This is a genomic window from Hahella sp. KA22 (assembly GCF_004135205.1).
GTDB lineage: Bacteria > Pseudomonadota > Gammaproteobacteria > Pseudomonadales > Oleiphilaceae > Hahella.
The window spans coordinates 1,419,093-1,442,685 of record NZ_CP035490.1 but is presented as its reverse complement, the minus strand read 5'-3'; the positions used below and the strand labels follow the sequence as shown (position 1 = coordinate 1,442,685).

The window sequence follows — 23,593 nt, the reverse complement described above, 5'->3', positions numbered from 1 at the left end:
TTACAAACGAGTCTAACAACAAGCCTCGTCACGCCATGTAAATTCTTTGTAAACAGCGCCGCAAAGGTTTTACAAAAGCCTGTCTACGACGCCTGCTCCCTCCTTTTTAAACTGGAAACACATCAACGAACACCCTGAAAGGAGACGAACATGGCGCTGATCACCAGACTGACTCGTTTATTCAAAGCGGATATGCACGCCGTGCTGGACCGCCTGGAAGAACCCGACGCCCTTCTGCGTCAGGCGATTCGGGAAATGGAAGAAGAAGTATCGCAAAACGCGCGCCGGCTGCAAGCGAAAGAGCATGAGATACAGCAAGTTAGCAGCCGCATCAAAGAAGTGGAAAAGTCCCTGAACGGACTCGACGCCCAACTGGATCTTTGCTTCGAAGCAGAGAACGAAAGCCTCGCCCGTAGTCTGCTCCGACGCAAACTGGAAGGCGAGCTGCTACTGACGCAATTCCGTCAACAGGACAGCCAGCTGACTGACGCCATTACCGCCCAAACCTCATCGCTTTGCGACCAGCGTCGCCGGCTTGAGAGCATGCGACAGAAAGCCGCTTTGTTTGAGACTGATCACAGCGTGGAGCCCAAATCCTGGGATAGCAAAGACGTCAGTATTACCGAGGAAGACATTGATCTGGCGCTGCTGCGCGAACAACAAAAGCGGAGGGCGTCATGAGCAAATCTACTTTTTGGCGCGGCGCAGCGATTGCGCTGGCGCTCAGTATCTTCGGCGCGCTGGCGCTGGTTCTGTTCGCGCCAGTGGTTGGCGAAGGCTTCGGACTCAGGCTGCTTATTTCAGCACTGGGCCTGGCGTATGTAGTGATCTTGTTGCGTGACAGTCGCGCCCGCACCGGACGTCTGGTCGTGTTCGCCGCCTGGATGACCGCGACCGCCGCCTTGTTCCTGCTTAACCCTGGCGTTTGGGTCTGGCTGGCGACACAAACCGCCGCTATCTGGCTGACGCGTTGCCTGTATATCCACGACAGTCTGATAGCCGCGGCGCTGGACGCCTTCCTCAATGGCGCCGCCCTGCTCGCATCCCTGGCCGCCGCGCTACACACCCACAGCCTGTTTCTGGCTCTGTGGACGTTCTTTCTCGTGCAAGCCGCGTTCATTTACATCCCTCGCAAACTGTCTGCATCAGGACGCGGCGAAGCTCCCGTCAGCAATGAAGATTTCGAGCGCGCCTACCGCAATGCGGACGCCGCCTTGCGCCGCCTATCCAGACATTCCTGACATTGGCTCATTCATTTATTGGAGGAACTCAACCATGAAATCGAAACTGTTCGCCTTCACCCTGTTTGCCGCCACCGCCGGCGTGGTCGCCTTTTACCCTACGCTGCAGAATCTCGCCATTGCGAAACCGGCGGTCAATCAGATTACTCATCCGAATACTACAACCAACCCAATCACCACAATCAGCCCGATCGCCACGATCAGTGAAAAGCGGGCCAAGATTGAAGTGGTGTTCGCCCTGGACACCACCAGCAGCATGAGTGGTCTGATTCAGGCGGCGAAAGAAAACATCTGGTCCATCGCCAGCACCATGGCTTCGGCGCAACCGGCTCCGGAAATCAAAATGGGGCTGGTGGCGTTCAGAGATCGCGGGGACAGCTATATCACCCGCGTCACCGACCTTTCCCCTGACCTGGACTCCATGTACGCGACCTTGATGGATTATCAGGCTGAAGGCGGCGGCGATGGCCCGGAAAGCGTCAATCAGGCGTTGTTCGACGCCGTGCATAAGATTTCCTGGAGTCAGGACAAAGACAGCTATCGGGTCATCTTTCTGGTTGGCGACGCGCCTCCGCACATGGACTATCAGAACGAGCAGCAATACCCGCAAACATTGAAAGACGCCCTGAGCAAAGGCATCGTGGTCAACACCATCCAGGCGGGCGAGGATCCTTTTACGCAGACAGAATGGCGCCGCATTGCGCAGTTGAACCAGGGCTCCTTCTTCCAGGTGGAGCAATCCGGTCAGGCCGTCGCCGTGGCCACGCCCTTTGATGAACAACTGGCATCCCTATCCAGAGAAATGGACAAGACCCGCATGTTCTACGGCACCGAAGAAAAACGTAAGACCCTCGCCGCAAAAAGCGCCGCCACGGACAAACTGAATGCGGTCAGCTCCGATGCCGCTTTGGCCAAACGGGCCGCCTTTAACGCTTCCGCCGCGGGCGAAGGCAATTTCCTCGCAGAAAGCGAACTGGTCGATGATATCAGTAGCGGCCGCGTCGACCTGGACAGTATCGCTCCGGCGACGCTTCCCGCTCCGTTGCAAGCGCTGGAAAAAGACGAACAGGCGAAAGTCATCAAGGAAACAGCGGAAAAACGCGACGCCCTGCGCACGCAAATTGCGGAGCTGTCACGCCAGCGTCAGGAATTTATCGAACAGAAACTCAAAGACAGTGGCGCAGAAGAAGAAACCCTGGACTACAAGATTTACTCAACGGTTAAAGCCCAGGCGGCCGAAAAAGGCATCCAGTACGAGAGCGCCCCAGCCTACTAAGGGAATTGAAGGGAATAATTAAAAAGGGCGGATACACCGCCCTTGTTTTTTATAAGACTTTTTTCATCACAATATCTGACGTGTCGCTCTCCAGCCCATTTACATCCACCGCCGACACAGCGAAATAGTGGGTGCCGACGGGCAGATTGTCGAAGGAGAAACTGATTTCATCCGGCGACGCTTCATATACAGTCTCCACAGAACCGTCTTCAGACAGGTGATAGATTCGATAGAGTTGAATTTCCGATGCGGCCAGCACACTACCGTCTTCACGGGTCGCCGGCGGCGTCCAACTCAGCAGCGCAGTGCGATCGACCACAACATCCAGCGTCGCCGCATCACTGATAACAACACCGCTCTCGTTGCCAATCATGACGTCATAACTGCCCGCGTCCGCTTCGCTTACATTAGGTATGGTGTAACTGGAGGTCACCGCATCCGGAATATTCTGTCCGTCTTTACGCCATTGATAATAAAGCGTATTACTGCCGCTGGCGCTAACGTTCAAGGTGACCGACGAGCCCACTGCTGCAGACTGTGATGCTGGAGGCAAAGAAATGACGATATCCACCCCATCAGTCTGAGTTTGATCTGTGGATGTATCCGTGGTGGAGGTATCCGTCGTCGCCGTGGTATCAGTTGTACTGGATGTGTCAGTCGTACTGGTAGTATCCGTCGTGGTGGTCTGATTCGACGACGTATCAGTAGTGCTGGTATCCGTAGTCTGACTGGTGTCAGTAGACTGGCTAGTGTCTGTAGTCGTGTCTGATGGACTAAACGGATCTGATGACTGGGTAGTATCAGTGGTATCCGTAGTGGGACTAAACGGATCTTCAGTTGTCGTCGTGGAGCCGGAAGTGTCCGTGGTGGTGTCAGTAGTGCTGGTGTTGGAGCCATCGCCCCATCTGCCGCCTCCTCCCTTGGTCCCGCCTTTCCCCCCATTGGTGGAAGTGGTGTAAGACGAATCCAGTACCGTATCGCCGCTCAGTTCCGTTTCTGAAACGGTGATGGAACTTTCCGCTGAAGCCTGAGTTTTTGGCGCGGCGCTAGCCGGCGTCGCTCCCCCGCACCCTGCAAGGAATAACGGCGACAAAGTTAAAACAGATGTCAGTACGGTGCGTCGTAAATTACGTTGAATCTTAAGAGTGCGCCGTATTTGCCGGTCTGACACCAAATGTTCTTCGACCAGGATCTCACCCAGCTTCTTATGGGATGCCTTCTGCAAAGACATCGCCCTTTCCAGTTGCTCCTGGGTGATGAGATTCCGCTCAAGCAACAGGTCCCCTAAACGGGTCTTATCTGACGATGATACGGGTGCTTCCGCCATGTCCACTCCCCCCTCTGAGGATACTTCCCGCCGACTCGCCACTTGGCGCTTCACTGCGCATGACTTCGGGCTGCGACGGATATGTTGTTCTGGCGTGAATAAATATGCGGGCTGTTCTCGTCCTTTTGGGCGCAAAATCCAAGAAGCAGTATTTATGCGGCGCCATTATTTACAGTTTAGTAAAGGATTTACTCTGTAAATAACGACGATAAGATCAAATGGATATAAAAAAACCAAATGTGCTAGCGTTTTGTTAACTTCTTTTCCATTGTGAAATTAACCAGTATCTGACCGTTGCGTTGTATTTCATTAAGTTGCGTCGTTACAAAGCCTTTTGACTCGAAGAACGGGCGCGCAGCCCTTGATGCTTCGACATATAGGCGCGTCATACCTGCATCAACCGCCTCCCGCTCCAGCCGCTGATAGAGCTGAGCCGCGACGCCACGCCGCTGAAACTCGACATGGGTATACAGGCAATCAATATGGCCATCAGCCTCCAATTCGATAAAACCAAGCAGACGCCCATCGCTTATCGCCAAAAACGGCTTTTTGATATCCAGTCGGGATTTCCATTTATCATAATCAGGCGGCGTGGGCGCCCACGCTTCCTTCTGCTCAGGGGTGTACATCTGTGAGTCGACGCCATGCACCGCCCCATGAAACAAATCAGCCACCGCTACGGCATACTGAGAGTCGTAATCAATCACATCAATATTCACAACTCAATTACTCTCAACTATTTATCAAATAGGTATATGACGCTCTTCTGTTCGCCGGACAAATTACTTTTAAAGACTGACCGTGAATGCCGGGTCGAAATCCAGGTTGCGTTCCCCGGGATAGCCGCGGGGATTGCAGACAACCCGGGTTGATCCTATCTGGTAATCACTGCTGTTGTGCAGATGGCCATGAATCCACAGGTTCGGCTGCAAGGATTCAATCACAGGCTCCAGATTGGAGGCATACGCTGAGCTGACGATATGGTTTTTCCTGTACAGCGGCAGAGAATGGCTGCTTGGCGCATGATGAGTGACGACGACGCGCCGGCAGTCTGGATGTGTCTCGTGGCAATGGGCGACGGCGCCTTTTAGCCAGTGCAGCGAGCGAGAATGAATCACCGCCAGATCCAATGAGCGCACTTTGGAGTAGCCGGGTTCTCTGCGGATTTTACGAAAGTCGCTCATCACCTGTTGGCATTCATAACCCGCCACACGAGGGTCGCAGAGCAGCTCGAAGTCCGTCCACAACGTACATCCGAAAAAGACGACGTCGCCCAGCGCCACGGCCTCATTCTCCAGCACATGAACATGCGTTCCCTGCGTCATCTCTCGTAACTTTCGCGCCAGTTTCGGGTAGATATGCCGGTAGTACTCATGATTTCCCAGCACATAAATGATCGGCTTCGCCGGACTCTGCTCCAGAGCCCAACGCACGCCTTTGTCGCCAACATGAATGTCTCCCGCCAGGACAAGCACGTCCGCGTCCTCGTCACCCGGCGCAAAGTCCTCAAACTCCAGATGGAGATCGCTCAAAACTCTTATTTTCATACTACTGCTTATTTGCTTACCCCAAGTTCGCTCCTGACCGAGAGGGAGCCTGAGCTCCCTTTCAATGTCGTCAGAAAATCATCAGCTCACTCGCTCCAGGGGCCGTTAAGATCGGGATTTACTGCTGAAATTGAACGGAAATTGGGTATCAATACACTGTCTTTGCCCACGATGGAGCGCACCGCCATAAGACCTGCCTGGCTGAATGCTCTTACCGCAGAATCAGTGATGTTGATCTCGGCGCAGGGCGTCACTACAGATTCTCCATCTTCGCTGTATATGTGCAAAGGCAATCGGTCCACCTGTTGCTTTTTACCCGGAGTAAATCTCCAGCCGAAATCCGTGTAGTGTTGCGCCAGCAGCATCACCGCCAGCCAGGCGCCGTTCCCCCACAGATAGAAAGCGTGACGATTACGCTCCGGCAGTTCTTCAAAATCAAAGCGCTCCGTGCGGGAGGTGCGCTTGCCGTAAGGCATACGCAGCAATACCCGCGGCGCCACCAGCGCCAGGCTGCCTGCGCAAACCTGTTCCCTCACCGTTTTCCAGTGTTCAGAGAATTCCGCATCGACGGCGTCGCTCCAGTCATCCGGGTCAGGGGTCGCCGCCAGATCGCCGCATCCCGCCAGCATGGCGGAGCCGCCGGTCAACGCCGCAGCGCCTACGACATGAGCGGAACCCGCCAGAGTGGACAGGAAGTTCACAGCTTCCGTTTCCGGCCCAAAGGCATAATCGGCGAGGATCATGCTGAATGGCGTGGCGCCGCTGGCGCTGCGCTTCTCCACCAGTAATTTGTATAGACCCGTCTCGTCAATGGATTCTGCGGAATTAGCGTCAGCAATCAGCTCCTGTCGCGTCGCATCAACGATGAAAATGCGCAGGTTTGCATCCGTCTCCAGCCGGCGCACCAGCAAATACAGCCCGCGCCAGCTCGCCTCCAATCCATGGAAAGCGCTGTGATGCATGATTTTGCGCATCAGATCGCTGGCGGCCTGATCCACAGCCTCCAGCATTTCCTGCTGGCGTGGATCTGGTCCCTGGCTCACATAGGGCGCGAAGATTTCCTGCACCAGCGTGCGCACGTCAAAAGCGTTACTGGAACGCTGAACACCAGATGTGCTGTCCAACAGGCTTTCCAACAGAGACCCGCTGTCGCTGGAGCCGCCCGCTCCAGACGGCTTAGCCTCCGCAACAGGCGTTTCCGCTTGCGATGCGGAGCCGCTCCACCCACGAATTTCGTCCGCCGCCGCCTGGAAGGAATCGTTACTCTTGAGGCGACGCTTCAGGCTTTTGAACTTCTCAAACAGCGCGGTGCGGTCATAGATGTAATCGGGATGCATATCGTCCAGCTCGCGAAAACGAATGACGTCATCAATAACGGGAATATCCAGTTCCACCTTCAGCTGCTCGAAAACGTCATCAAAATTATCCCGGTCCACTTCAATCACTTTGCGCTTCGCCAGTGTCTCCGGTTCATGCACGCCACGATGTCCGCGGCCGCTGAAATCCCCCAATACCACGATGTGACAGGGTTGATTGGGTGGCGTCGCTTTCTTGTCGCCGGCATTTTTGGTTTTAAACTGAATTTCGCCCGTACTGATGGTTGTTCTGGACATATGAGCTTCCCTTGAGGTTGTCGCGCCTCACATTGGAGGAGAGTGTAGACGCCATATTTTATGCAAAGCAGCCGCGCCAGCGTCTGCTGTCATACAAATTGAATCGGTCGAGAATACAGCGTCGTGAAAAAGAGTAAAAGCGTTGAAACGGGAGACTCTCCGGCGCCGGAGAAATGAAGCCGTCCGTGGCTTAGTGTGAAAGTAGCGAATGCCTTCCCTGACTGCGTAAACCGCTCAGGGATTACTGCGCCTGTCGAAGCGGCGCCCCTCCTGATGGGGAGCGCGAACGATTAAATAAACGCAGTGCGATTAACATGCCAAGGCCGCCGAGATGCCACCAAAGCGAGAGCGGCCACAGCAGCAACAGCGCAGCGGCGCAAACCAGCAAACGCATAATTGGGTTCAACGCCTGTCCCAGCCACCCCACAAACACGCCGGCGAAAGCGTATAAACCAAATGCCGAGAACACGAAGATCTGCAGCGCCTCGCCCCAGTCACCGCTCAGAAACGGCGTATAGGCGAACAGGAACGGAACGATATACAAGGCTTTCGCCAGGCTCCAGGCGGACAGCCCGGCTGACATCGGTGAGGTCTTGGCGATGGCCGCCGCCGTAAAAGCCGTCAGACAGACGGGCGGCGTAACGTTACTGTCCTGAGACAGCCAGAAGATGATCATGTGCGCGGATAACAGCGCCAGGGTAATCATTTCCGGCGCAATCGCCACATCCAACAGCGTCGGCAGGATATCCCGACTGATGCCTCCCACCAGCGCGGCGGCTTGATCGTAAGGAATGGGCTGGCTGAGATCGACGTCCGTCACGCCCGCCATGAACTGCAACGTCACTCGCGCAGTCTCAGGCAGCTGCCCGGCCACCAGCAAATCCACCAACTGGTTTTGCAGAATCAGTTGCTGCAACGCAGGCGCAGCGATCGTCGCCACCATGATGTAGGCCGCCGTCACCGGCAGTCCCATGCCCAACACCAGCGAAGCCAGGGCGATCAGCACGATGGCGATCCACAATTGCCCCCCCGCCCATTGCACGATCATGAATGAGAAAGTATTGCCAATGCCGGTCGTGGCCACCACGTTGACGATCAGCCCCACGCTGATCAGTAACAGCGCAGTCATCACCATATTCTTGGCCCCCAACGCCAGCGCTTCGCAGATCGCCGCCACACCCATGCGATTCGGCGTCAGCCAGGACGACGCAATCACCGCCAGAATCGCAAAGCCCGCCGCGTAAGTGGGACTCAATCCCCATATAAGCAGACCAATCAACAAAATGATGGGTATAAGAAATGAGTAGCCGCCCCGCTTCATCAATACTGACAATGGCTCTGGGTTATCTTCCTCAATCGGTTTGAGGCCTTCTTTCTTAGCCTGGAGACGTACAAAAGCCGCGATAGTCAGGAAATACAGCAACGCTGGCAGAAACGACACGACCACAATGTCCGTGTAAGGAATCTGAGTGTAGTTAGCCATGACAAACGCCCCGGCGCCCATGATCGGCGGCATGAGTTGCCCTCCGGTAGAGGCGGCGGCTTCGACGCCAGCGGAAAAGCGCGGCGAATACCCCGCCTTTTTCATCAAAGGAATGGTGATGACGCCGGTTGAGGCGGTATTGGCCACCGCTGAGCCAGAAATAGTGCCCGTTAGACCGGAGGCGATAACGGCAATCAAACCCGGTCCACCGTGCATCTTGCCTGCGGAGCGTTTGGCCAGATCGATGATGAAATCTCCGGCGCCCGAGCGCACCAGGAAAGCGCCAAACAGGATGAACATCATCACGAAGCTGGAAGAAATCGTCGCGATGCTTCCAAACATACCGTCATCGCCGAAAAGACTGCGAAACATGATAGTTTCAAGGCTCAGCCCGCTGAAGCGGAATACTCCGGGAAGGTACTGCCCCCACCATGCGACATAGCCCAGCGCGATGATAATCAGCGTGGGTATCAGCCAACCCGCCATGCGCCGGGTCAGCTCCAGCGAAGACAGCACCACCACGCACCCGGCCAGCCAGTCCGCCCAGCTTAAATGAAGACCGCGCTCATAAATAATGTCCTCGCTGAAAAACAGCCAAAGCGTCGCCGCCGTTGCGGCCGCAGCCAAGGCATAGTTGAACGCTTTCAACGTTTTGCTGGCGTCTTTGGAGACATACCAGCCCACGCACAGCCAGGCGAATCCAATGAAATGAATGACGTTAGGCCAGAAACCGCTGATCCAGCCGGTCATGTTGATAACGATATGGATCAGGGATACAACGACGGCCACATAAAAAAACATGCGGCTGTCACGGAGCTGACTCCACTCCGTCGCAGACTGACTCATTACAAATCTCCAAAGTAAGCGGGGGACGCATCCCCCGATGTGACTCAGGTATGGAGGCTGTTATCTCATCAGCCGGTCAGGAATATTCAGTCCTTGTTCTTTGTAATAGCGGATCGCGCCAGGGTGCAATGGAATTGGCAGGCCTGCGATCGCTTTCTCCAGCGCCATATCACTGGTGGCTTTATGGATGCTGTTCAGGAAAGGCAGATTTTCATAGATTGCTTTGGTAAGCAGATACACGGTTTCCTCATCAATATCATCACGCACCGCCAGGAAGTTAGGCTGGGCGATAGTAACGATATCTTTGTTCACGCCAGGATACACGCCAGCTTTCACCGTGAAAGGCGTCCACAGATCAAAGCCATTGTCCGCCTGCTGGATTTGCTCTGGCGTGAACGACAGCAAGGTAATGTCGGAACGCTGCGCGAAGGCGTTAATCACCGCACCCACCGGAACGCCGGCAGGCGTGCCCATACCCACGACTTTACCATCTTGCAGCGCCTGGCTGCTGGGACCGTATCCGGCGTATAGCAGGTCGAAGTCTTTATCCAGGTCCAGACCGAAGTTAGCCAGGATAGTACGGTTGGACTCAATGGTGCCGGAGTTCTTGGAGCCCAGAGCCAGGCGTTCGCCCTTGGCGTTAACCAAGTCGCTGATGGTGCCGGTTTTGACGTATTTGTTATCCAACACGAAATGCTCGACGTTCTGCCACAGCATGGTGATGGAGCGGATATTGCGCTGCTTGCCCTCATTGGCGAACACACCGGAGCCTTCCCACGCATATTTGCCGAAAAGCCCCTGCAAGATGGAAAACTGCGCTTCGTTATCCCGCATCAATTTGATGTTTTCCGCTGACCCTGCGGAGCTGATGGCGGAGATGCCGATTTTGTGGGTGGGCTGCAGCTTCACTTTGGTCAGGGTGGCGATCGCCACGCCCACAGGATAATAAGTGCCTCCTGTGCTGGCGGTCGCCATGATGTAATTCTTCTCCTCGGCGGCGCGCAGGCCGGAAGAGAACACAGAAAAAGACAGAACGGAAAGAGTGAGAGAGATTAGTCGGATATACCGATTCATACTGAATACCTCAAAGTTTTATTTTTTTAAGTCACAGGCGTTCAAATGCTTCGCAAAGGTCATGCCGCTTACCGCCTTTGCACAACTCACTGATTTATAAAGAAACCAACTAAAATACAAAAAGCGCCATAAGCTAATTTTGGCTTACCGCTAAAACTTTATAGGCAAAATTTTGCTTATCGACCAATGAATGTGGCTTTATGCTTGAAAACCGTAGCGACACCATCCGTGCATACAAGCTGTAATAGAACGTTGAATGAGGAGACCTTTCCCATGTCGAACCAACGCATTCTGGCGCTCACACTCTGCCTATTCGCATTGCCGACCCTGGCCGCGGAAGCCCCCATGCTGAAAAACGACCCCAAGCGCCCGGTCGCTGATATCAGCCGGGAATTAGGCGTAACACCGGACCAATTCGTCGCCTGCTTCAACGACGTCCACCCGGTTCCACAGGGGCAAACGCCCACAAAGGCCAGAGAGCGTATGAATAAATCTGTGCTCTTACCCTGCCTGCAACAAGCCAACCCTGAGATCACCAACGACAGACTTGATCAGGTGATGGATAAATACAGACCGAAAAACTAGCGAGCCAGAAGTCATATCCGACAAGCTCAATCTGGGTCACAAGGCCAAAAATAAAGGGAGATGAACATGCATAGAGCCACCCAACTTCTGCTTATCGTCAGCGGCGCACTGCTAGCCCAGTCCTGCTCGACCGAGCAGGCCTATTACGCAATGCGGGAAAACCAGAGACAACAGTGCGAAAAGTACATTGAACAATCGCAGTATGAAGCCTGCATGAGGCAGGCGAACGAGAGTTACGACGATTACGAAAGGCGCAGAAAAGAGCTGGCGAAACAGAAGCCTTAAGCACCTCTTGCATTTGCACATTCTTTCCTTATTTCAGGCGACGGCCTTCCTAATAGGTGAGCGCTTTCAGAGTTATGAATATCTATCACTAATTCTGAGCGGCGACGCAATCATCACCAAGAAGGCTAACACCATGGCAAGTGAATACATCTATATCCCTGTAAACAGTGACGAAATGAGCGAATTCGCGGAGAGATTCGCGAAAGCGAAGGGCATCCCAGTCAATCAGATACTGGCCAACAAGTGCGTTTCAGGCAAAGGCAAAGCGATGTATCGCTGGATTGACAAGTGTCTCAGTAAGCTCACCAAGGACGACACGCTCTATGTCGTCACCCACGGCACTGGAGCCGCTGACGCTCTGACCATCGGCTCGGAGCGCAACATGGGGAAAAACAAACAGAAAAGAGTCAACGTTAACGGCAACGACACCTGGGAAGGCGGCGAGTGGAAAAGTTATACGCCGGATCAGCTCACCTCCACGCTGACCAAAGAAGGGCTGCCCAGCACCTTTGTCAACCTGCACGTTTGCGCCTGCGGCGGCGGTTACGAAGGGCAAATGGCGCCCTGGGCCAGCCGCTTGAAAGACGCGATGAAGCAGAGCTTTCCCAAGGTTAAGGTGACCGGCTATCAAGGCGCTTTCTCCGTTAGTCCCACCCGCGTCGCCATCATCGATAAAGGCGCGCTGTATCCCATGAACGAACGCGCCGTCACGTTCTAAGCGACTTTATCACCACGCGATCCATCCCATTCAATTTATGGCGTGGATCGCGCCGCGCGCCTGGTTGCACACCAGCTTGACCGCCCCGATAATGCCCGCCTTGCATCTTCACATCAGGACACATCGCCAGTGCGCATATCCAGGCCATTACAAATGACGCTTGTAGTGACGCTCCTTTTGTCAGCCATTCCATGGGAATTCTGCATGGGCGGAACCGCTTACGGCCTTCCTTTTCCGTTGGTATTTCCATCCCATGAGGACATTGACTGGTATCTTATCCCCATTGGCGAGATTGAAAAGATTCACACAACGCTGGTCAGTCCTCTTTCTCTGGTGGGCAACCTCCTTGCCGCTCTCGTGCTCGTTAAGACGGGATCAGCGTTGTTTAGATATATCAAATCGTTAAGAAACAGGTTTACGAAGTCTGAGTAAGTAGGATTTGTTACGCAGATAGATCCACACAATCCGCTGTGGCCATGATGAATTATTGAGATTGGATAACGTATGCAGCCAAATAGACACAGCAAGATAGCCGGAACAGGCGTAATTCTCGCCGCGCTAGGCGTACTTCTGCTGGGAGTCACCCAATATTATTGGTCTATTAACGAACAGTATGATGTTTTCTTCGCACAGTTCTACGCCCATATTTTGTCTGCATTCTCTATCGCGCCTCCTGTCGCGGAGCCTGCTTTTATCGCTGGCGGCTTTTCACTTACCGAAGAGTTAGCCGTACAGATCAATTACGGCATAGCGTTTTCATGCGCCCTCGCCGCCATACTTTTTGCGTTCCTGGCGAGACGAAGACAGGAAAGTCCGGTATATGCCGGCGCCTCCATTGTTTTTGGGATAGGCGTGTCTATTTTGTTTAGCCTGAAGTTCGGATTGTTAGTTATTGCGGCTTGTTTCCTGATTATGCTTACTCGAAAAAAGCGTGGAATCAGGAGCACGACTCTCAGAAGGGGCTGATCTGAAATTCGCGTGATACCCCGGTTCCTTATGGACATCAAATTCGAAAGTGCATAGATAACGAGATACATTCAGAATAGCGTTAAACGCAGCCCTGTAGGCAACGCCATGTTGAGACCAAGCGCACAGTTCATCCCGTTTACTGCAACATAATTCGGTCATTATCTCGACAGAATATTGCCTTCCAGGTTCTGATACTTATAATGCTGACAACTTGGCACGGATGCGTTGGCATGCAGGATTCCATGAGTTAGCCCTCATACATCTCTCTTCTCGCACCACCATCTTTGATAGTACCCCGTGTTCGCTAAATCTTTTATTTTTATAGCATTGTAGTACCAGGATTCATATATGAAGTACCTTCTTGCCATTCTAACTATCGCGGCCGGATATTATTATTGGCATAACAATCAAGCCTCTACGCAGCCTCACCCTAACCGCTTCAGCAATCTTGCAGAGAACCCCGTAACTAAAGAAGAACTGCTTGACTTGATGTCTGCACAGAAAGAAGGACTTTGTCTAGAAGTCAACAACATGGATGAGCACTCACCAAATTATGCAAGCTGTATGGAGCGCGCAAAGAGCTTTGAAAGTATGTGTAGAAGCCGCATCGGAAAGGATATGCCGGACATGATTGGCAGCAAAGAGGATTTTCGCAAGTATGGAATGAGGATGATGGACTGTATAGTTCCTCCTAAGTAATGGTGGGATATATTATCATTATCCTCACACGCCAAAACATTTGAGAAAAAACCAGTATCACCTAAATTACATGAGTCGCAGTAAACACCATGGAAACAATCGCAGCAATTATTTTCATTATTGGCTACATAATGTCGTTAATAAAAGGATTTCAAGTATCATTCGTATGCCTTTTGCTAAACTTCTTTTTTCCGCCTATAGCACAAGGCATATTCGCTATTTATGAACCTGAAATGAGAACCCCCCTTTACTTAATGTTAGGCAGTATAGTACTTGCTGTTATAGGTGGGGGAGTTGAAGTTAATTATACAGTTTCTTAGTCATATAACTATGTAAAGCTAATTTTTCAAGTGAGTAATATGGAGCCCAAGTCTACCCTTGAAAGGTACTGGCAGCTCATGCAAACCAATGACTTCCACAAGGCCAGCGAGATGTTGTCAGAGGATTATGTCTGCCATTGGCCGCAATCTGGGGAAGTCATTCGGGGGCGTGAGAATTTTGTTCTGATCAACGCCCATTATCCCGCACAGGGCGAGTGGCGTTTTACGCTTAATCACATCCTGAGCGAAGGAGACCAAGTGGTGACGGATGTGTCTGTTACGGATGGTGTGATAACAGGACGCGCCCTCACCTTCAGTACTGTTCGAGACGGTTTGATCGTCAAGCAGGTTGAGTACTGGCCAGATGACTTTGCGCCGCATGAGTGGCGTAAAAAGTGGGTGGATATCGACAACTGATCTTGCCGAGTCCGCTTACCCTCCCAAAAAATCCTCCCGCCGCAGTCCATAACGCTGCATCTTCTGATTCAGTGTGCGGCGGGGCAGGTCCAGTTCTTCCATCACCTGGTTGATATTGCCTTTTTGAGCGGTCAGTTCCGCGCTGATAACTGCTTTTTCATATTCCGCAACGCGGGACGCCAGAGATTGGTCCGACGGGCTGGACGAGTCCAGTTTTTCGCCGGAGAGCACCTCCCGGATGGATTCGTCGCTGAACTGGCTGCGTAAAAGATAGCGCTCGGCCAGATTCTTGAGTTCCCGCACATTGCCTGGCCAGTTATGGCCTTCGAGGGCGATCCAGTCATCGCCGCGCAGTTCGGGCGCCTCTTTACCGTGTTTTTGCGCCGCCAGCTTCAGGAAATGCGCGAACAATAATGCAATATCCTCACGTCGCTCCCGTAACGGAGGAATGCGCAACTCCGCCACCATCAACCGGTAATAAAGGTCACTGCGGAAACGGCCTTCATCCCCCGCTTTTTTCAGGTCCTCCTTGGTCGCCGCCACCACACGCACATCCAGCGCCACCGCCTGATGCGAACCAAGCCGAACCACTTCCCGTTCCTGCAGAGCGCGCAGCACCTTCACCTGAAAATGCAGCGGCATGCTTTCCACTTCATCCAGAAACAGCGTGCCCTTGTTGGCGTATTCGAACTTACCCGCCTGAGCTTTCTGCGCGCCAGTGAAGGCGCCCGCGGTATGCCCAAACAATTCACTTTCAAACAGGTTTTCTGGAATCGCCGCCACATTCAGGGCGACAAAAGGGTGTTTCACGCGCTTGCCGAAGTCATGTAAGCATCGAGCCACCAGCTCTTTGCCGACGCCGGTTTCACCATGGATCAACACGTCCACATCCAACTGCGCCAGTTCATGGACATGTCGACGCAGTCGTTTGATGCCCGGCGAGTCCCCGATAAGAATCGATTCCAGCCCCTGCTGCGACGCCAATGCTTTGCGTAAACGCTCATTCTCCAATAACAAAGAACGCTGCCGGCAGGCCCGTTTGATAGCATCCACCAGATGAGTGGGCTGAAACGGCTTTTCGATAAAGTCATAAGCGCCCTGTTTCATCGCCTCAACCGCCATGGCGATATCGCCATGGCCGGTAATCAGCAGCACAGGAATATTTTTCGGCATTTTCTGCAGTAGCGCCATGCCGTCCATACCAGGCATTTTGACGTCAGACACCACCACACCGGCGAAGTGCTCATCAATGGTCTGCAAGGCTGCTTCGGCGGACGCCCACCCCCTGGCCTCCAGGCCAGCCAGCGCCAGCCACTCTTCCAACGCTTCCCTGACGGAGCTATCGTCGTCGATGATATAAACCAATTTAGTCATGTTGTTTTACTGCCGGTAAGCTAAGGGTGAATTCGCTGCCTTCACCCGGTGTACTGGTAACGGTTATCTCCCCATGCATGTCCTGCAGCAGGTTATAACTGATCGCCAATCCCAGGCCCAACCCCTCACTTCCTGTCTTGGTGGTGAAGAACGGATCGAACAGATGTCGCATGCGCTCTTCATCCATCCCTTCGCCATTGTCGCGAACAGATATCATAACCTTATCGCCGCGTGGCTCCGCCGCAACGAAAATTTCCGGTTGCACGGCGGACTTCACCGCAGCAATGGCGTTATCAAGCAAGTTGATCATCACTTGCTCCAGCATATGCTGATCCGCAATGACCTGAAGTCCTTCGGGAATCTGTGTACGAATGATAGACCGCTGCTGACTGAGTTTATGCTCCAGCACCTCCTCCACATAACGCATGACCGCCTGCAAAGCAGTTGGCCGTATGTCGACGGAGCGAATGCCGGCAAACGACTTGAGCTGTGAGGAAATTCTGGCGATGCGTTGCACCAGCGCATCCATTTTATCCAGAGTAGCGGCGCTTTTGTCTTTTTGTTCCTGCTCTAGATACAACCGTCCCATGGCCACATAGCTGACCAACGCCGTCAGCGGCTGGTTCAGCTCATGGGCAATGGCGGCGGACATCCGCCCCATCGCCGCCAGTTTGCGCTCCTGCATCAATGCTTCCTGAGTCGTACGCAGCGCCTGGGTACGCTCCTCCACCCTCGCTTCAAGCTCTTCGTTGGCCTGCAGCAAAGACGCCTGCGCCGCTTTCAGTTCACTGACGTCGTGAACCGTCAGCAAGTACTCCCGATCCGGCCCAGTACGAATCAGACTGACGCAATACAGGATGGGGAATGAAGCGCAACCGGGGCGATAGCCTTCCGCTTCTCTGACTTCACCGTCTGGCGCATTAATCCAGGGCGACAGCAGGCGCGTCGGGTCCAGGGACGCGCCTTGCTCCTGCGCTTCCACGCCGAAAAGCTCCGCTGCTTTCTGGTTCATCTCGCGTATTTCAAAACGTTCGTTGAGGGTCATCAATCCCGCGTCCGTGTTCTGGATGATGGCGCGTTGATGCGCGTCGCTCTCTTCAATCACTTTCAAGAGCCGGTGTTCCGTACGGCGTTTCTGGCGCGCTTCACGGTAATACAGGGCGAGCACGATCAGCAACAATACGGCGCCGCCGCACGCGGCGGAGATCAGAGCCGCCATGGTATTCACATCCGCCACCGGCAACGCCCGGTGCATCCGCCAGGGCTGACCGACGACCTGACGCGAATACAGCAGCAAACGAACGCCGTCCACGTCCACAATCGGCGCGTCAGACCATGCGTCCGTTTCCGCCGGCAATGGCTTCGATTCCGCAGAGCCGTATTGCTTGGTGACCTTGAGCTCCGCCATCACCCTTTGCTCTAACGGCCTCAATGCGCGATACAGCGCAGCCGGATCAGACGCCAGGAAGACAATATCGTTGGGTCCGCTCAGGAATATCCGGTTGCCGGTTGCAGACCAACTCGCCTGTTGCGGCGTCAGGTCCAGTTTGACGACAGTGACGCCGAGTATACGTCCGCTGTTGTCCCGGATCGGCGCGGAGATAAACAATCCCGCCTTGCCGGTGGTGACGCCAACCGCATAATAGAACCCGGTGCGTCCGGCCACGGCGTCGGCATAATAAGGCCGAAAAGCGTATGAATGACCGACAAAGCTGGTGGCGTCGCGATAGTTACTGGAAGCCAGGGTCAGCCCCTCTGCGTTCATGATGAATATCTCATCAGAACCCGCCGCTTGATTGAAGCGATTCAGCAATTCAGAGATTTCGTCGTCACGCTCATTGCGGCGCAGCATCCGCTGAAACCTCGGGTCTGCGGTCAGGATAGCGGGGAAATAGACATACTTATCAATGGCGGTCAGCAAAGCGCTTTCAAACGCCTGCAACAGTTGCTCCGACTCAACGCCGTTGTGTTTGATAAGCAGGTTGCGGGAGAGGAAAAAGCTCAAGGACACGGTCGCCAGCAACAAAAAAGCCAACGCGATCTGGCGCGCCTTGCGATGGGACGGACGGGACGAATCAGCCGGGAACATGGTCAACTACACTTGTTTTTATTGGCGTTCATCTTAACGACATTCCGTACCTGTGGGAATCAAGGGCTCAACCTTACCATCCTGTCAGGTTTTCCAAAAAATGCGCCAAATCAACCGGAGGTCTCTCCCCGCCGCCTACACTCGAAAAACTCTTTTTTGACTCTCTGATTGTAACTGGATTATTTTTATTCCATAGGAAACAACCAATTATGCACGACAAGGATCTCGCCACATGACCGCAGACGCTGCGCCTATTGGAGAAATTGTCGAAGTTCACGGCCCGGTGGCGATTATACGCTGCCCCCAGCTGCCGCCTCTGCGACGCGCGGTTTATACCCGTCTCGATGGCGACACCTGCATTTTTGAAGTGCACCGTCATATCAGCCCCAATGAACTCCAGGCGGTGACGCTGCACAGCACACAAGGCTTATGGCGCGGCATGCCGGTGTATGACAGCGGTTCGCCCCTGCATGTTCCCGTAGCGGAAAGCTGTCTGGGACGTCTGCTGAATATCTTCGGTGAACCACTTGATGGCGGTCCCATCATAGAAACCGATCAATACCGCAATATCCATCACTCGCCTGCTCCGCTTAACGAACTGACAGCCCAGGGCGACCTCCTGCCAACCGGCATCAAAGTGGTCGACCTTCTCTGTCCGTTTATCCGCGGCGGCAAGGCGGGTCTGTTCGGCGGCGCCGGCGTGGGGAAAACCGTGCTGATCATGGAGTTCATGCACGCCATTGCCCACCTTCACCAAGGCGTTTCCGTATTCTCCGGGATCGGCGAGCGCATTCGCGAGGCGCATGAACTCTGGCGGGATATGCAGGACGCCGGCGTAATGGATCGCGCACTGCTGGTGTTCGGGCAAATGGATGAATCCCCTGGCGTCCGTTTCAGGGTTAGTTTATCCGCCCTGGCGTATGCGGAGTATTTCCGCGACAGTCTGCGCCGTGACGTGCTGCTGGTGATGGATAATGTATTCAGATTCGTACAAGCCGGAGCGGAAGTCTCCAGTCTGCTGGGCCGCATGCCCGCCACCGTGGGCTATCAACCGACTTTGGGCAGTGAAGTGGCCGAGCTGGAAGACCGCATCACCTCTTCTCTGCACGGAGCTATCACCTCAGTGCAAGCGGTATACGTTCCCGCAGACGACATGACCGACCCGGCGGTGACCACCATTCTCAGCCACCTGGACACCAGCGTGATTCTTTCCCGCACCCAGGCGGCGAAAGGACTGTACCCCGCCGTGGACCCGCTGCTGTCAGGGAGTAAGGTTTTGGATCGCCATACTCTTGGCGCCGCCCACTACACTGTCGCTGAAGCGGTGCGCGGACATCTCGCCCGCTATAAAGAGCTGGAGGACATCATCGCCATGCTGGGCGTGGAGGAGCTGTCCGCCGAGGACCAACAGGTCGTGGCCAGAGCCAGAAAACTGCAACGTTATCTCACCCAGCCCTTTGTCGTCACCGCCGCCCATACCGGCATGACCGGAGCCTCTGTCGAGTTGAAACAGACCATTTCCGACTGCGATGGCATCTTGGCAGGGCGCTATGACGACGTCAGTGAAGACCGGTTTTACATGCGCGGCGGTCTGGAGGGGTTGACGCCATGACGCCATTCACCGCCATTCTTCGGGACAGCGATCAGGAGTTACGCATTGACGATGTGGTTTCCTTTCGCTGTCGCGACGCCAGCGGCGGCTTCAGCCTGCAGGCGCGCCATGCCGACTTCCTTACCCTGACTGAGTCCGGGCTCAGTCAGTTAATGCGCGGCCAGGGGGTGCAGTTTCTGGCGGCCACCAGCGGCTTGTTGGAGTTTGAGAAAGGTGTGCTTTACTTCAGCACACGACGCTTTTTCATTGACGCCGACGCAGACATTATCCAACAGCGCTTAATGGAATGGCTGGCCAATGAAAAAGAGCGCCGCGCCAGTTCTCACGTCCACCTGCAACATCTGGAACATGAACTGATACGCAGACTGAGTCGCGCCTGAAATAACTGACGAGGGAACCAGTGAGCCATGGAATACAAACGCTTGCGGGACAATCTGGAACGGGACAAAGCCCGTCTCGACAAGGCGGGCCGGGAACGTTCCACGCTGATGCAGGCCACTCGCATCCTCGGCGTGCTGGGCTTTCTGTTTGTATTGCCTGTCATTGGAGGCGCTTATCTGGGGCATTGGCTGGACGGGCTTGGTGACGGCTACTCCGTACGCTGGACAGTCGGCTTTATCTTGCTGGGAATTGTCGTTGGCGGCGTCAACGCCTATCTGGCGTTACGGGAATAAATCATGCACGTCAGCCGACCCGGATTTTCTTTTATTAACGTGGCAATGATATTGGCATGTTAATCATCAGGCGCATGGACGCGCCTGCGCGGCGTTAAGCCGCGGGAGACAGGGCCTGACATGTGCAGGCCCTGTCGTTGCAGACAAATAGAAGGAAGCTATTTGTCTGCCTGATTAATAACTACACAGGGCATCGCAAAGGAAACACCCATGAATGACGGCGTCTCCACCCCGATTTGGCTGCATATTGGGCCTCTGGCGATCCATGAAACAGTGGTCACTACCTGGCTGATCATGCTCGTTCTGGTCGTCGCCAGCATTCTGATGACGCGCAGGCTTTCCCTTCAGCCGGGACGCCTGCAGGCCATGCTGGAAGGCGTGGTTCTGACGCTGGAAAACGCCATCGCCAACGCCGACAGCCGCAATGCGCGACGCTTGTTGCCGCTGATAGGAACCTTCTGGATATTTCTTCCCGTGGCCAATCTGCTTGGCGTCATTCCCGGCATGCATTCACCTACTCGCGACCTGTCGGTCACCGCCGCCCTGGCGCTGGTCGTGTTTTTTGCGGTGCACGCTTACGGCGTCCGTCAGTCCGGCTTGAGCTACTTTAAGCACTACCTGTCTCCCAGTCCGATTCTGCTGCCGTTTCACATTATCAGCGAGATCACCCGCACCGTAGCGCTGGCGATTCGCCTGTTCGGCAACATCATGAGCCTGGAAATGGCGGCGCTGCTGATTCTGCTGGTGGCGGGTTTTCTGGCGCCGGTGCCTATTCTCATGCTGCACATTATTGAAGCGCTGGTGCAGGCGTACATCTTCGGCATGCTGGCGTTGATCTATGTCGCCGGCGCCATGCAACAAACAACGGAATCCCCCGTCACGACCTCGTCACGTTCAACCTCAGGAGCCCCCTAATGGAGACCATGAACAGCTTTGTATCTTTCTCGACCGTCGCCGCGATAATCGGCATTGCGCTGGGCGCCATGCTGCCCGCCCTGGCCATGGGCAAAGCCATTAGCAGCGCGCTCGACGCCTTGGCGCGACAACCTGAAGCGGAAAAGTCGATTACCCGCACGCTGTTCATCGGCTTGGCGATGATTGAATCCCTGGCGATCTATGTGCTGGTCATCGTGCTGATCGTCTTGTTCCGCAACCCGCTACTGGAGTACCTGCTGCCAGCGCAATAATTCCGACCGGCCTAGAAGGAAAATACCGTGGAACTGGACTGGACCACCGTCGCCCTGGAAATTATCAATTTCATAATTCTGGTGTGGTTATTAAAACGCTTTCTGTACCGCCCCGTGCTGAACATCGTCGAGCAGCGGCAGGCCAACATCAAAGCCTCTCTCGATCAGGCCCGCGACGCTCAGGAGCAGGCTGACGCCCTCAAGCGCCAGTACACAGAACGTCTGCAAACCTGGGAACAGGAGAAGCAGGAGGCCCGCCATAAACTGCAGGAAGAACTCGCCCGCGAAAAAGCAGGCAAGCTGGAGTCATTGCGAATACGTCTGGATCAAGAGGTGGACAAAGCCCGCGCGGCTCGCGACAGCCAGAACCAGCAATGGCGCAGAGAGACCACTGAGCAGGCTTTACAGATGGGCGCAGGCTTCGCTTCCACATTGCTGCAGCCACTGGCCGACCCTCACCTGGAGGAACGCCTGATCAATCTGTTCTGTCAGCGGGTCAGCGCATGGCCCCCGGAACGACTCAGCGGCTTGCGCAATGGCGGCGACATTGAAATCAGCACCGCCTACCCACTGCAGGAAAGCGACCAGCGCCGCCTGCAGGAGACGCTGCAAACCTTGGCGACGGACCATCGCTCCGTGCTCTTTCAACAAGACGCAAGTCTTCTGGCCGGCGTCAGAATCGCCTCAGGAGGCTGGACGCTGGGTCTGAATCTGGCGGATGAATTAAGAGGGTTCGCCGAGTCATATCATGAATAATCTTACTGACCCCATGCAAGATCGCGATCCAAACAAAGATGACCGCGCGCTGCAGCGCACTCGTGACTGGATATCCGACTACTTCCCTGATGTCCGCATACAGGAACGCGGCGTGCTGGTGTCCGTCGGCGATGGCGTCGCCTGGATCAAGGGCCTGCCGTCGGCGCGCATGGAAGAGTTGCTGGATTTTGAAGACGGCAGCCAGGGCATGGTATTTGATCTTTGCGAAGAGCTGGTGGGAGCCGTCATTCTGCAACAAACCGGCTCCTTGACCGCCGGACAAGAGGTGCATCGCACCCGTCGCCCTCTGGGATTAATGGTTCAAGACAAGCTGCTTGGCCGTGTAATAGATCCCTCCGGCCGACCTCTGGATGGTCAACCGCCCTTGCATGAAGGCGCCTGGGTTAACCTGAATTCTCCAACGCCGGCTATCGTTGAACGGGACTTCGTACACGAACCGCTTTATACCGGCATCCGCATGATCGACGCCATGATTCCTATCGGCAGAGGGCAGCGGCAATTAATCATTGGCGACGAAGGGCTCGGACGCACCTCCATCGCGCTGAATGCGGTATTACATCAGAAGGATAAAGATGTTCGCTGTGTCTACGTGCTGATCGGACAGAAGCGAGGCGCGGCGGTGAATGTCATGCAAACGCTGCAACGACATGGCGCGGACGCCTACACCACACTGGTGGTGGCGGACGCCGGCTCTCCGCCGGGATTGCAGTATCTGGCTCCGTTCGCCGGATCGGCGCTGGCGTCGCACTGGATGCGCCAGGGGCGCCATGTTCTGGTGGTGTATGACGATCTCTCCAGCCATGCGCGCAGCTATCGGGAACTGTCTCTATTACTGCGCAGACCTCCTGGGCGCGAGGCCTATCCTGGGGATGTGTTCTCTGTACACGCACGTTTGCTGGAACAGGCGACCTGCCTTTCGCCCGAGCAAGGCGGGGGCAGCCTCACCGCACTGCCCATTGCGGAAACCCAACAGGGAGAAATCGCCGCATATATCCCCACAAACCTGATCTCCATTACAGACGGCCAGATCTATCTGGAGCGTAGTCTGTTCGCCGCCGGCATACGCCCCGCCATTGACGTGGGGCGTTCGGTATCGCGCATCGGCGGCAAAGCCCAGCATCCCGCCATCAAACATGAAGCCGGCCGCATGAAGCTGGACTATTCCCGCTTTTTGGAACTGGAAATCTTCACCCGCTTCGGCGCCAAGCTGGACCCTGGCATGCAGACCATCATCAAACGCGGCCAACTGCTTCGCGAACTGCTAAAACAGGATCGCTTTGAGTGCTTCTCGCCGGAACAGGAACTGGCCTGGATGATCGCCTATAACGAAGGTTTCTTGGACGAGCGCCGGCTCACTGATATTCCCAGCGTGTTGCAGCAAATTAAGTCCGGGCTGGAGACCCGCTTGAGCCTGGAAACGCCGCGTGAAGACTGGACCACGGCGCTTCAGGCAATGTTAACGAACGCGGACGACTGAACC

Annotated in this window: 24 protein-coding genes; 16 read left to right on the top strand and 8 right to left on the bottom strand. The window is 54.8% G+C overall.

Translation table 11 applies throughout. From position 1 onward, the window contains the following. Nucleotides 1-150 precede the first annotated feature (150 nt). The 3 genes from EUZ85_RS06460 to EUZ85_RS06450 are packed head-to-tail and all read left to right on the top strand — an operon-like array spanning nucleotide 151 to nucleotide 2,517. Nucleotides 151-681, top strand: coding sequence for a PspA/IM30 family protein (locus EUZ85_RS06460; protein WP_127968525.1), 531 nt, complete (start codon nucleotides 151-153; stop codon nucleotides 679-681). Then, nucleotides 678-1,241: a hypothetical protein gene (locus EUZ85_RS06455; protein ID WP_127968524.1), complete on the top strand. Its 564-nt coding sequence runs from the start codon at nucleotides 678-680 to the stop codon at nucleotides 1,239-1,241. The genes EUZ85_RS06460 and EUZ85_RS06455 overlap by 4 nt, the downstream gene beginning before the upstream one ends. A gap of 34 nt (nucleotides 1,242-1,275) precedes the next feature. Continuing rightward, on the top strand, nucleotides 1,276-2,517 hold the full coding sequence (locus EUZ85_RS06450; protein WP_127968523.1) for a vWA domain-containing protein: 1,242 nt from the start codon (nucleotides 1,276-1,278) through the stop codon (nucleotides 2,515-2,517). Nucleotides 2,518-2,566: 49 nt separating this feature from the next. On the opposite strand, the gene EUZ85_RS06445 is transcribed toward EUZ85_RS06450, so the two are convergent. The 6 genes from EUZ85_RS06445 to EUZ85_RS06420 form a co-directional block, all read right to left on the bottom strand. Continuing rightward, complete coding sequence (locus EUZ85_RS06445; protein ID WP_129498722.1) at nucleotides 2,567-3,844, bottom strand: immunoglobulin domain-containing protein; 1,278 nt, start codon at nucleotides 3,842-3,844, stop codon at nucleotides 2,567-2,569. A gap of 242 nt (nucleotides 3,845-4,086) precedes the next feature. Beyond that, a complete protein-coding gene (locus tag EUZ85_RS06440) occupies nucleotides 4,087-4,563 on the bottom strand; it encodes a GNAT family N-acetyltransferase (RefSeq protein WP_127968521.1) in 477 nt (158 codons plus the stop codon). A gap of 69 nt (nucleotides 4,564-4,632) precedes the next feature. Further along, nucleotides 4,633-5,391, bottom strand: a complete 759-nt coding sequence (locus EUZ85_RS06435) for a metallophosphoesterase (RefSeq protein ID WP_127968520.1) — start codon at nucleotides 5,389-5,391, stop codon at nucleotides 4,633-4,635. Between the two features lie 86 nt (nucleotides 5,392-5,477). Further along, a complete protein-coding gene (locus EUZ85_RS06430; RefSeq protein WP_127968519.1) occupies nucleotides 5,478-7,004 on the bottom strand; it encodes a type VI secretion system contractile sheath domain-containing protein in 1,527 nt (508 codons plus the stop codon). Nucleotides 7,005-7,245: 241 nt separating this feature from the next. Further along, nucleotides 7,246-9,333, bottom strand: coding sequence for a TRAP transporter fused permease subunit (locus EUZ85_RS06425; protein WP_127968518.1), 2,088 nt, complete (start codon nucleotides 9,331-9,333; stop codon nucleotides 7,246-7,248). A gap of 60 nt (nucleotides 9,334-9,393) precedes the next feature. Continuing rightward, nucleotides 9,394-10,407, bottom strand: a complete 1,014-nt coding sequence (locus EUZ85_RS06420; protein ID WP_127968517.1) for a TAXI family TRAP transporter solute-binding subunit — start codon at nucleotides 10,405-10,407, stop codon at nucleotides 9,394-9,396. 273 nt (nucleotides 10,408-10,680) lie between these two features. On the opposite strand from EUZ85_RS06420, the gene EUZ85_RS06415 reads away from it, so the two are divergent. The 6 genes from EUZ85_RS06415 (at nucleotide 10,681) to EUZ85_RS06390 (ending at nucleotide 14,400) form a co-directional block, all read left to right on the top strand. Next, complete coding sequence (locus tag EUZ85_RS06415) at nucleotides 10,681-10,992, top strand: hypothetical protein (RefSeq protein WP_127968516.1); 312 nt, start codon at nucleotides 10,681-10,683, stop codon at nucleotides 10,990-10,992. Between the two features lie 66 nt (nucleotides 10,993-11,058). Beyond that, nucleotides 11,059-11,277 carry a hypothetical protein gene (locus EUZ85_RS06410; RefSeq protein WP_127968515.1) on the top strand — a complete coding sequence of 73 codons (219 nt, stop codon included), beginning with the start codon at nucleotides 11,059-11,061 and terminating at the stop codon, nucleotides 11,275-11,277. A 133-nt stretch (nucleotides 11,278-11,410) separates the two neighbouring features. After that, nucleotides 11,411-11,995, top strand: a complete 585-nt coding sequence (locus EUZ85_RS06405; protein ID WP_241566974.1) for a hypothetical protein — start codon at nucleotides 11,411-11,413, stop codon at nucleotides 11,993-11,995. Between the two features lie 504 nt (nucleotides 11,996-12,499). Then, on the top strand, nucleotides 12,500-12,961 hold the full coding sequence (locus EUZ85_RS31100; protein ID WP_127968513.1) for a hypothetical protein: 462 nt from the start codon (nucleotides 12,500-12,502) through the stop codon (nucleotides 12,959-12,961). 351 nt (nucleotides 12,962-13,312) lie between these two features. After that, nucleotides 13,313-13,663 (top strand): hypothetical protein, encoded by a 351-nt coding sequence (locus EUZ85_RS06400; protein ID WP_127968512.1) that lies wholly within the window; start codon nucleotides 13,313-13,315, stop codon nucleotides 13,661-13,663. 359 nt (nucleotides 13,664-14,022) lie between these two features. Then, a complete protein-coding gene (locus EUZ85_RS06390) occupies nucleotides 14,023-14,400 on the top strand; it encodes a nuclear transport factor 2 family protein (RefSeq protein ID WP_127968510.1) in 378 nt (125 codons plus the stop codon). Nucleotides 14,401-14,415: 15 nt separating this feature from the next. Here EUZ85_RS06390 and EUZ85_RS06385 read toward each other — a convergent pair whose 3' ends face one another. Continuing rightward, complete coding sequence (locus EUZ85_RS06385; protein ID WP_127968509.1) at nucleotides 14,416-15,774, bottom strand: sigma-54 dependent transcriptional regulator; 1,359 nt, start codon at nucleotides 15,772-15,774, stop codon at nucleotides 14,416-14,418. Continuing rightward, complete coding sequence (locus EUZ85_RS06380) at nucleotides 15,767-17,863, bottom strand: ATP-binding protein (RefSeq protein WP_127968508.1); 2,097 nt, start codon at nucleotides 17,861-17,863, stop codon at nucleotides 15,767-15,769. The genes EUZ85_RS06385 and EUZ85_RS06380 overlap by 8 nt, the downstream gene beginning before the upstream one ends. 232 nt (nucleotides 17,864-18,095) lie before the next feature. On the opposite strand from EUZ85_RS06380, the gene atpD reads away from it, so the two are divergent. The 7 genes from atpD to EUZ85_RS06345 all read left to right on the top strand — a co-directional run bounded on the left by atpD (nucleotide 18,096) and on the right by EUZ85_RS06345 (nucleotide 23,590). Next, a complete protein-coding gene (gene atpD, locus EUZ85_RS06375; RefSeq protein ID WP_127968507.1) occupies nucleotides 18,096-19,475 on the top strand; it encodes a F0F1 ATP synthase subunit beta in 1,380 nt (459 codons plus the stop codon). Beyond that, on the top strand, nucleotides 19,472-19,855 hold the full coding sequence (locus tag EUZ85_RS06370) for a hypothetical protein (protein ID WP_127968506.1): 384 nt from the start codon (nucleotides 19,472-19,474) through the stop codon (nucleotides 19,853-19,855). The genes atpD and EUZ85_RS06370 overlap by 4 nt, the downstream gene beginning before the upstream one ends. 27 nt (nucleotides 19,856-19,882) lie before the next feature. Continuing rightward, the gene (locus EUZ85_RS06365) at nucleotides 19,883-20,149 is read left to right on the top strand and encodes an AtpZ/AtpI family protein (protein ID WP_127968505.1); all 267 of its coding nucleotides are present in this window, start codon (nucleotides 19,883-19,885) and stop codon (nucleotides 20,147-20,149) included. Between the two features lie 210 nt (nucleotides 20,150-20,359). Continuing rightward, nucleotides 20,360-21,064 (top strand): F0F1 ATP synthase subunit A, encoded by a 705-nt coding sequence (locus tag EUZ85_RS06360; RefSeq protein ID WP_127968504.1) that lies wholly within the window; start codon nucleotides 20,360-20,362, stop codon nucleotides 21,062-21,064. Nucleotides 21,065-21,072: 8 nt separating this feature from the next. Next, nucleotides 21,073-21,336, top strand: a complete 264-nt coding sequence (locus EUZ85_RS06355; RefSeq protein WP_370454957.1) for an ATP F0F1 synthase subunit C — start codon at nucleotides 21,073-21,075, stop codon at nucleotides 21,334-21,336. Nucleotides 21,337-21,363: 27 nt separating this feature from the next. Next, complete coding sequence (locus EUZ85_RS06350; protein WP_127968502.1) at nucleotides 21,364-22,092, top strand: F0F1 ATP synthase subunit delta; 729 nt, start codon at nucleotides 21,364-21,366, stop codon at nucleotides 22,090-22,092. Then, nucleotides 22,085-23,590 (top strand): F0F1 ATP synthase subunit alpha, encoded by a 1,506-nt coding sequence (locus EUZ85_RS06345; RefSeq protein WP_241566973.1) that lies wholly within the window; start codon nucleotides 22,085-22,087, stop codon nucleotides 23,588-23,590. The genes EUZ85_RS06350 and EUZ85_RS06345 overlap by 8 nt, the downstream gene beginning before the upstream one ends. Nucleotides 23,591-23,593 lie beyond the last annotated feature (3 nt).

Bases quoted from the DNA above. Each gene is read 5' to 3' on its own strand.
- EUZ85_RS06460 (WP_127968525.1), top strand. From the start codon at position 151: ATGGCGCTGATCACCAGACTGACTCGTTTATTCAAAGCGGATATGCAC.
- EUZ85_RS06455 (WP_127968524.1), top strand. From the start codon at position 678: ATGAGCAAATCTACTTTTTGGCGCGGCGCAGCGATTGCGCTGGCGCTC.
- EUZ85_RS06450 (WP_127968523.1), top strand. From the start codon at position 1,276: ATGAAATCGAAACTGTTCGCCTTCACCCTGTTTGCCGCCACCGCCGGC.
- EUZ85_RS06445 (WP_129498722.1), bottom strand. From the start codon at position 3,844: ATGGCGGAAGCACCCGTATCATCGTCAGATAAGACCCGTTTAGGGGAC.
- EUZ85_RS06435 (WP_127968520.1), bottom strand. From the start codon at position 5,391: ATGAAAATAAGAGTTTTGAGCGATCTCCATCTGGAGTTTGAGGACTTT.
- EUZ85_RS06430 (WP_127968519.1), bottom strand. From the start codon at position 7,004: ATGTCCAGAACAACCATCAGTACGGGCGAAATTCAGTTTAAAACCAAA.
- EUZ85_RS06425 (WP_127968518.1), bottom strand. From the start codon at position 9,333: ATGAGTCAGTCTGCGACGGAGTGGAGTCAGCTCCGTGACAGCCGCATG.
- EUZ85_RS06420 (WP_127968517.1), bottom strand. From the start codon at position 10,407: ATGAATCGGTATATCCGACTAATCTCTCTCACTCTTTCCGTTCTGTCT.
- EUZ85_RS06415 (WP_127968516.1), top strand. From the start codon at position 10,681: ATGTCGAACCAACGCATTCTGGCGCTCACACTCTGCCTATTCGCATTG.
- EUZ85_RS06410 (WP_127968515.1), top strand. From the start codon at position 11,059: ATGCATAGAGCCACCCAACTTCTGCTTATCGTCAGCGGCGCACTGCTA.
- EUZ85_RS06405 (WP_241566974.1), top strand. From the start codon at position 11,411: ATGGCAAGTGAATACATCTATATCCCTGTAAACAGTGACGAAATGAGC.
- EUZ85_RS31100 (WP_127968513.1), top strand. From the start codon at position 12,500: ATGCAGCCAAATAGACACAGCAAGATAGCCGGAACAGGCGTAATTCTC.
- EUZ85_RS06400 (WP_127968512.1), top strand. From the start codon at position 13,313: ATGAAGTACCTTCTTGCCATTCTAACTATCGCGGCCGGATATTATTAT.
- EUZ85_RS06390 (WP_127968510.1), top strand. From the start codon at position 14,023: ATGGAGCCCAAGTCTACCCTTGAAAGGTACTGGCAGCTCATGCAAACC.
- EUZ85_RS06385 (WP_127968509.1), bottom strand. From the start codon at position 15,774: ATGACTAAATTGGTTTATATCATCGACGACGATAGCTCCGTCAGGGAA.
- EUZ85_RS06380 (WP_127968508.1), bottom strand. From the start codon at position 17,863: ATGTTCCCGGCTGATTCGTCCCGTCCGTCCCATCGCAAGGCGCGCCAG.
- atpD (WP_127968507.1), top strand. From the start codon at position 18,096: ATGACCGCAGACGCTGCGCCTATTGGAGAAATTGTCGAAGTTCACGGC.
- EUZ85_RS06370 (WP_127968506.1), top strand. From the start codon at position 19,472: ATGACGCCATTCACCGCCATTCTTCGGGACAGCGATCAGGAGTTACGC.
- EUZ85_RS06365 (WP_127968505.1), top strand. From the start codon at position 19,883: ATGGAATACAAACGCTTGCGGGACAATCTGGAACGGGACAAAGCCCGT.
- EUZ85_RS06360 (WP_127968504.1), top strand. From the start codon at position 20,360: ATGAATGACGGCGTCTCCACCCCGATTTGGCTGCATATTGGGCCTCTG.
- EUZ85_RS06355 (WP_370454957.1), top strand. From the start codon at position 21,073: ATGAACAGCTTTGTATCTTTCTCGACCGTCGCCGCGATAATCGGCATT.
- EUZ85_RS06345 (WP_241566973.1), top strand. From the start codon at position 22,085: ATGAATAATCTTACTGACCCCATGCAAGATCGCGATCCAAACAAAGAT.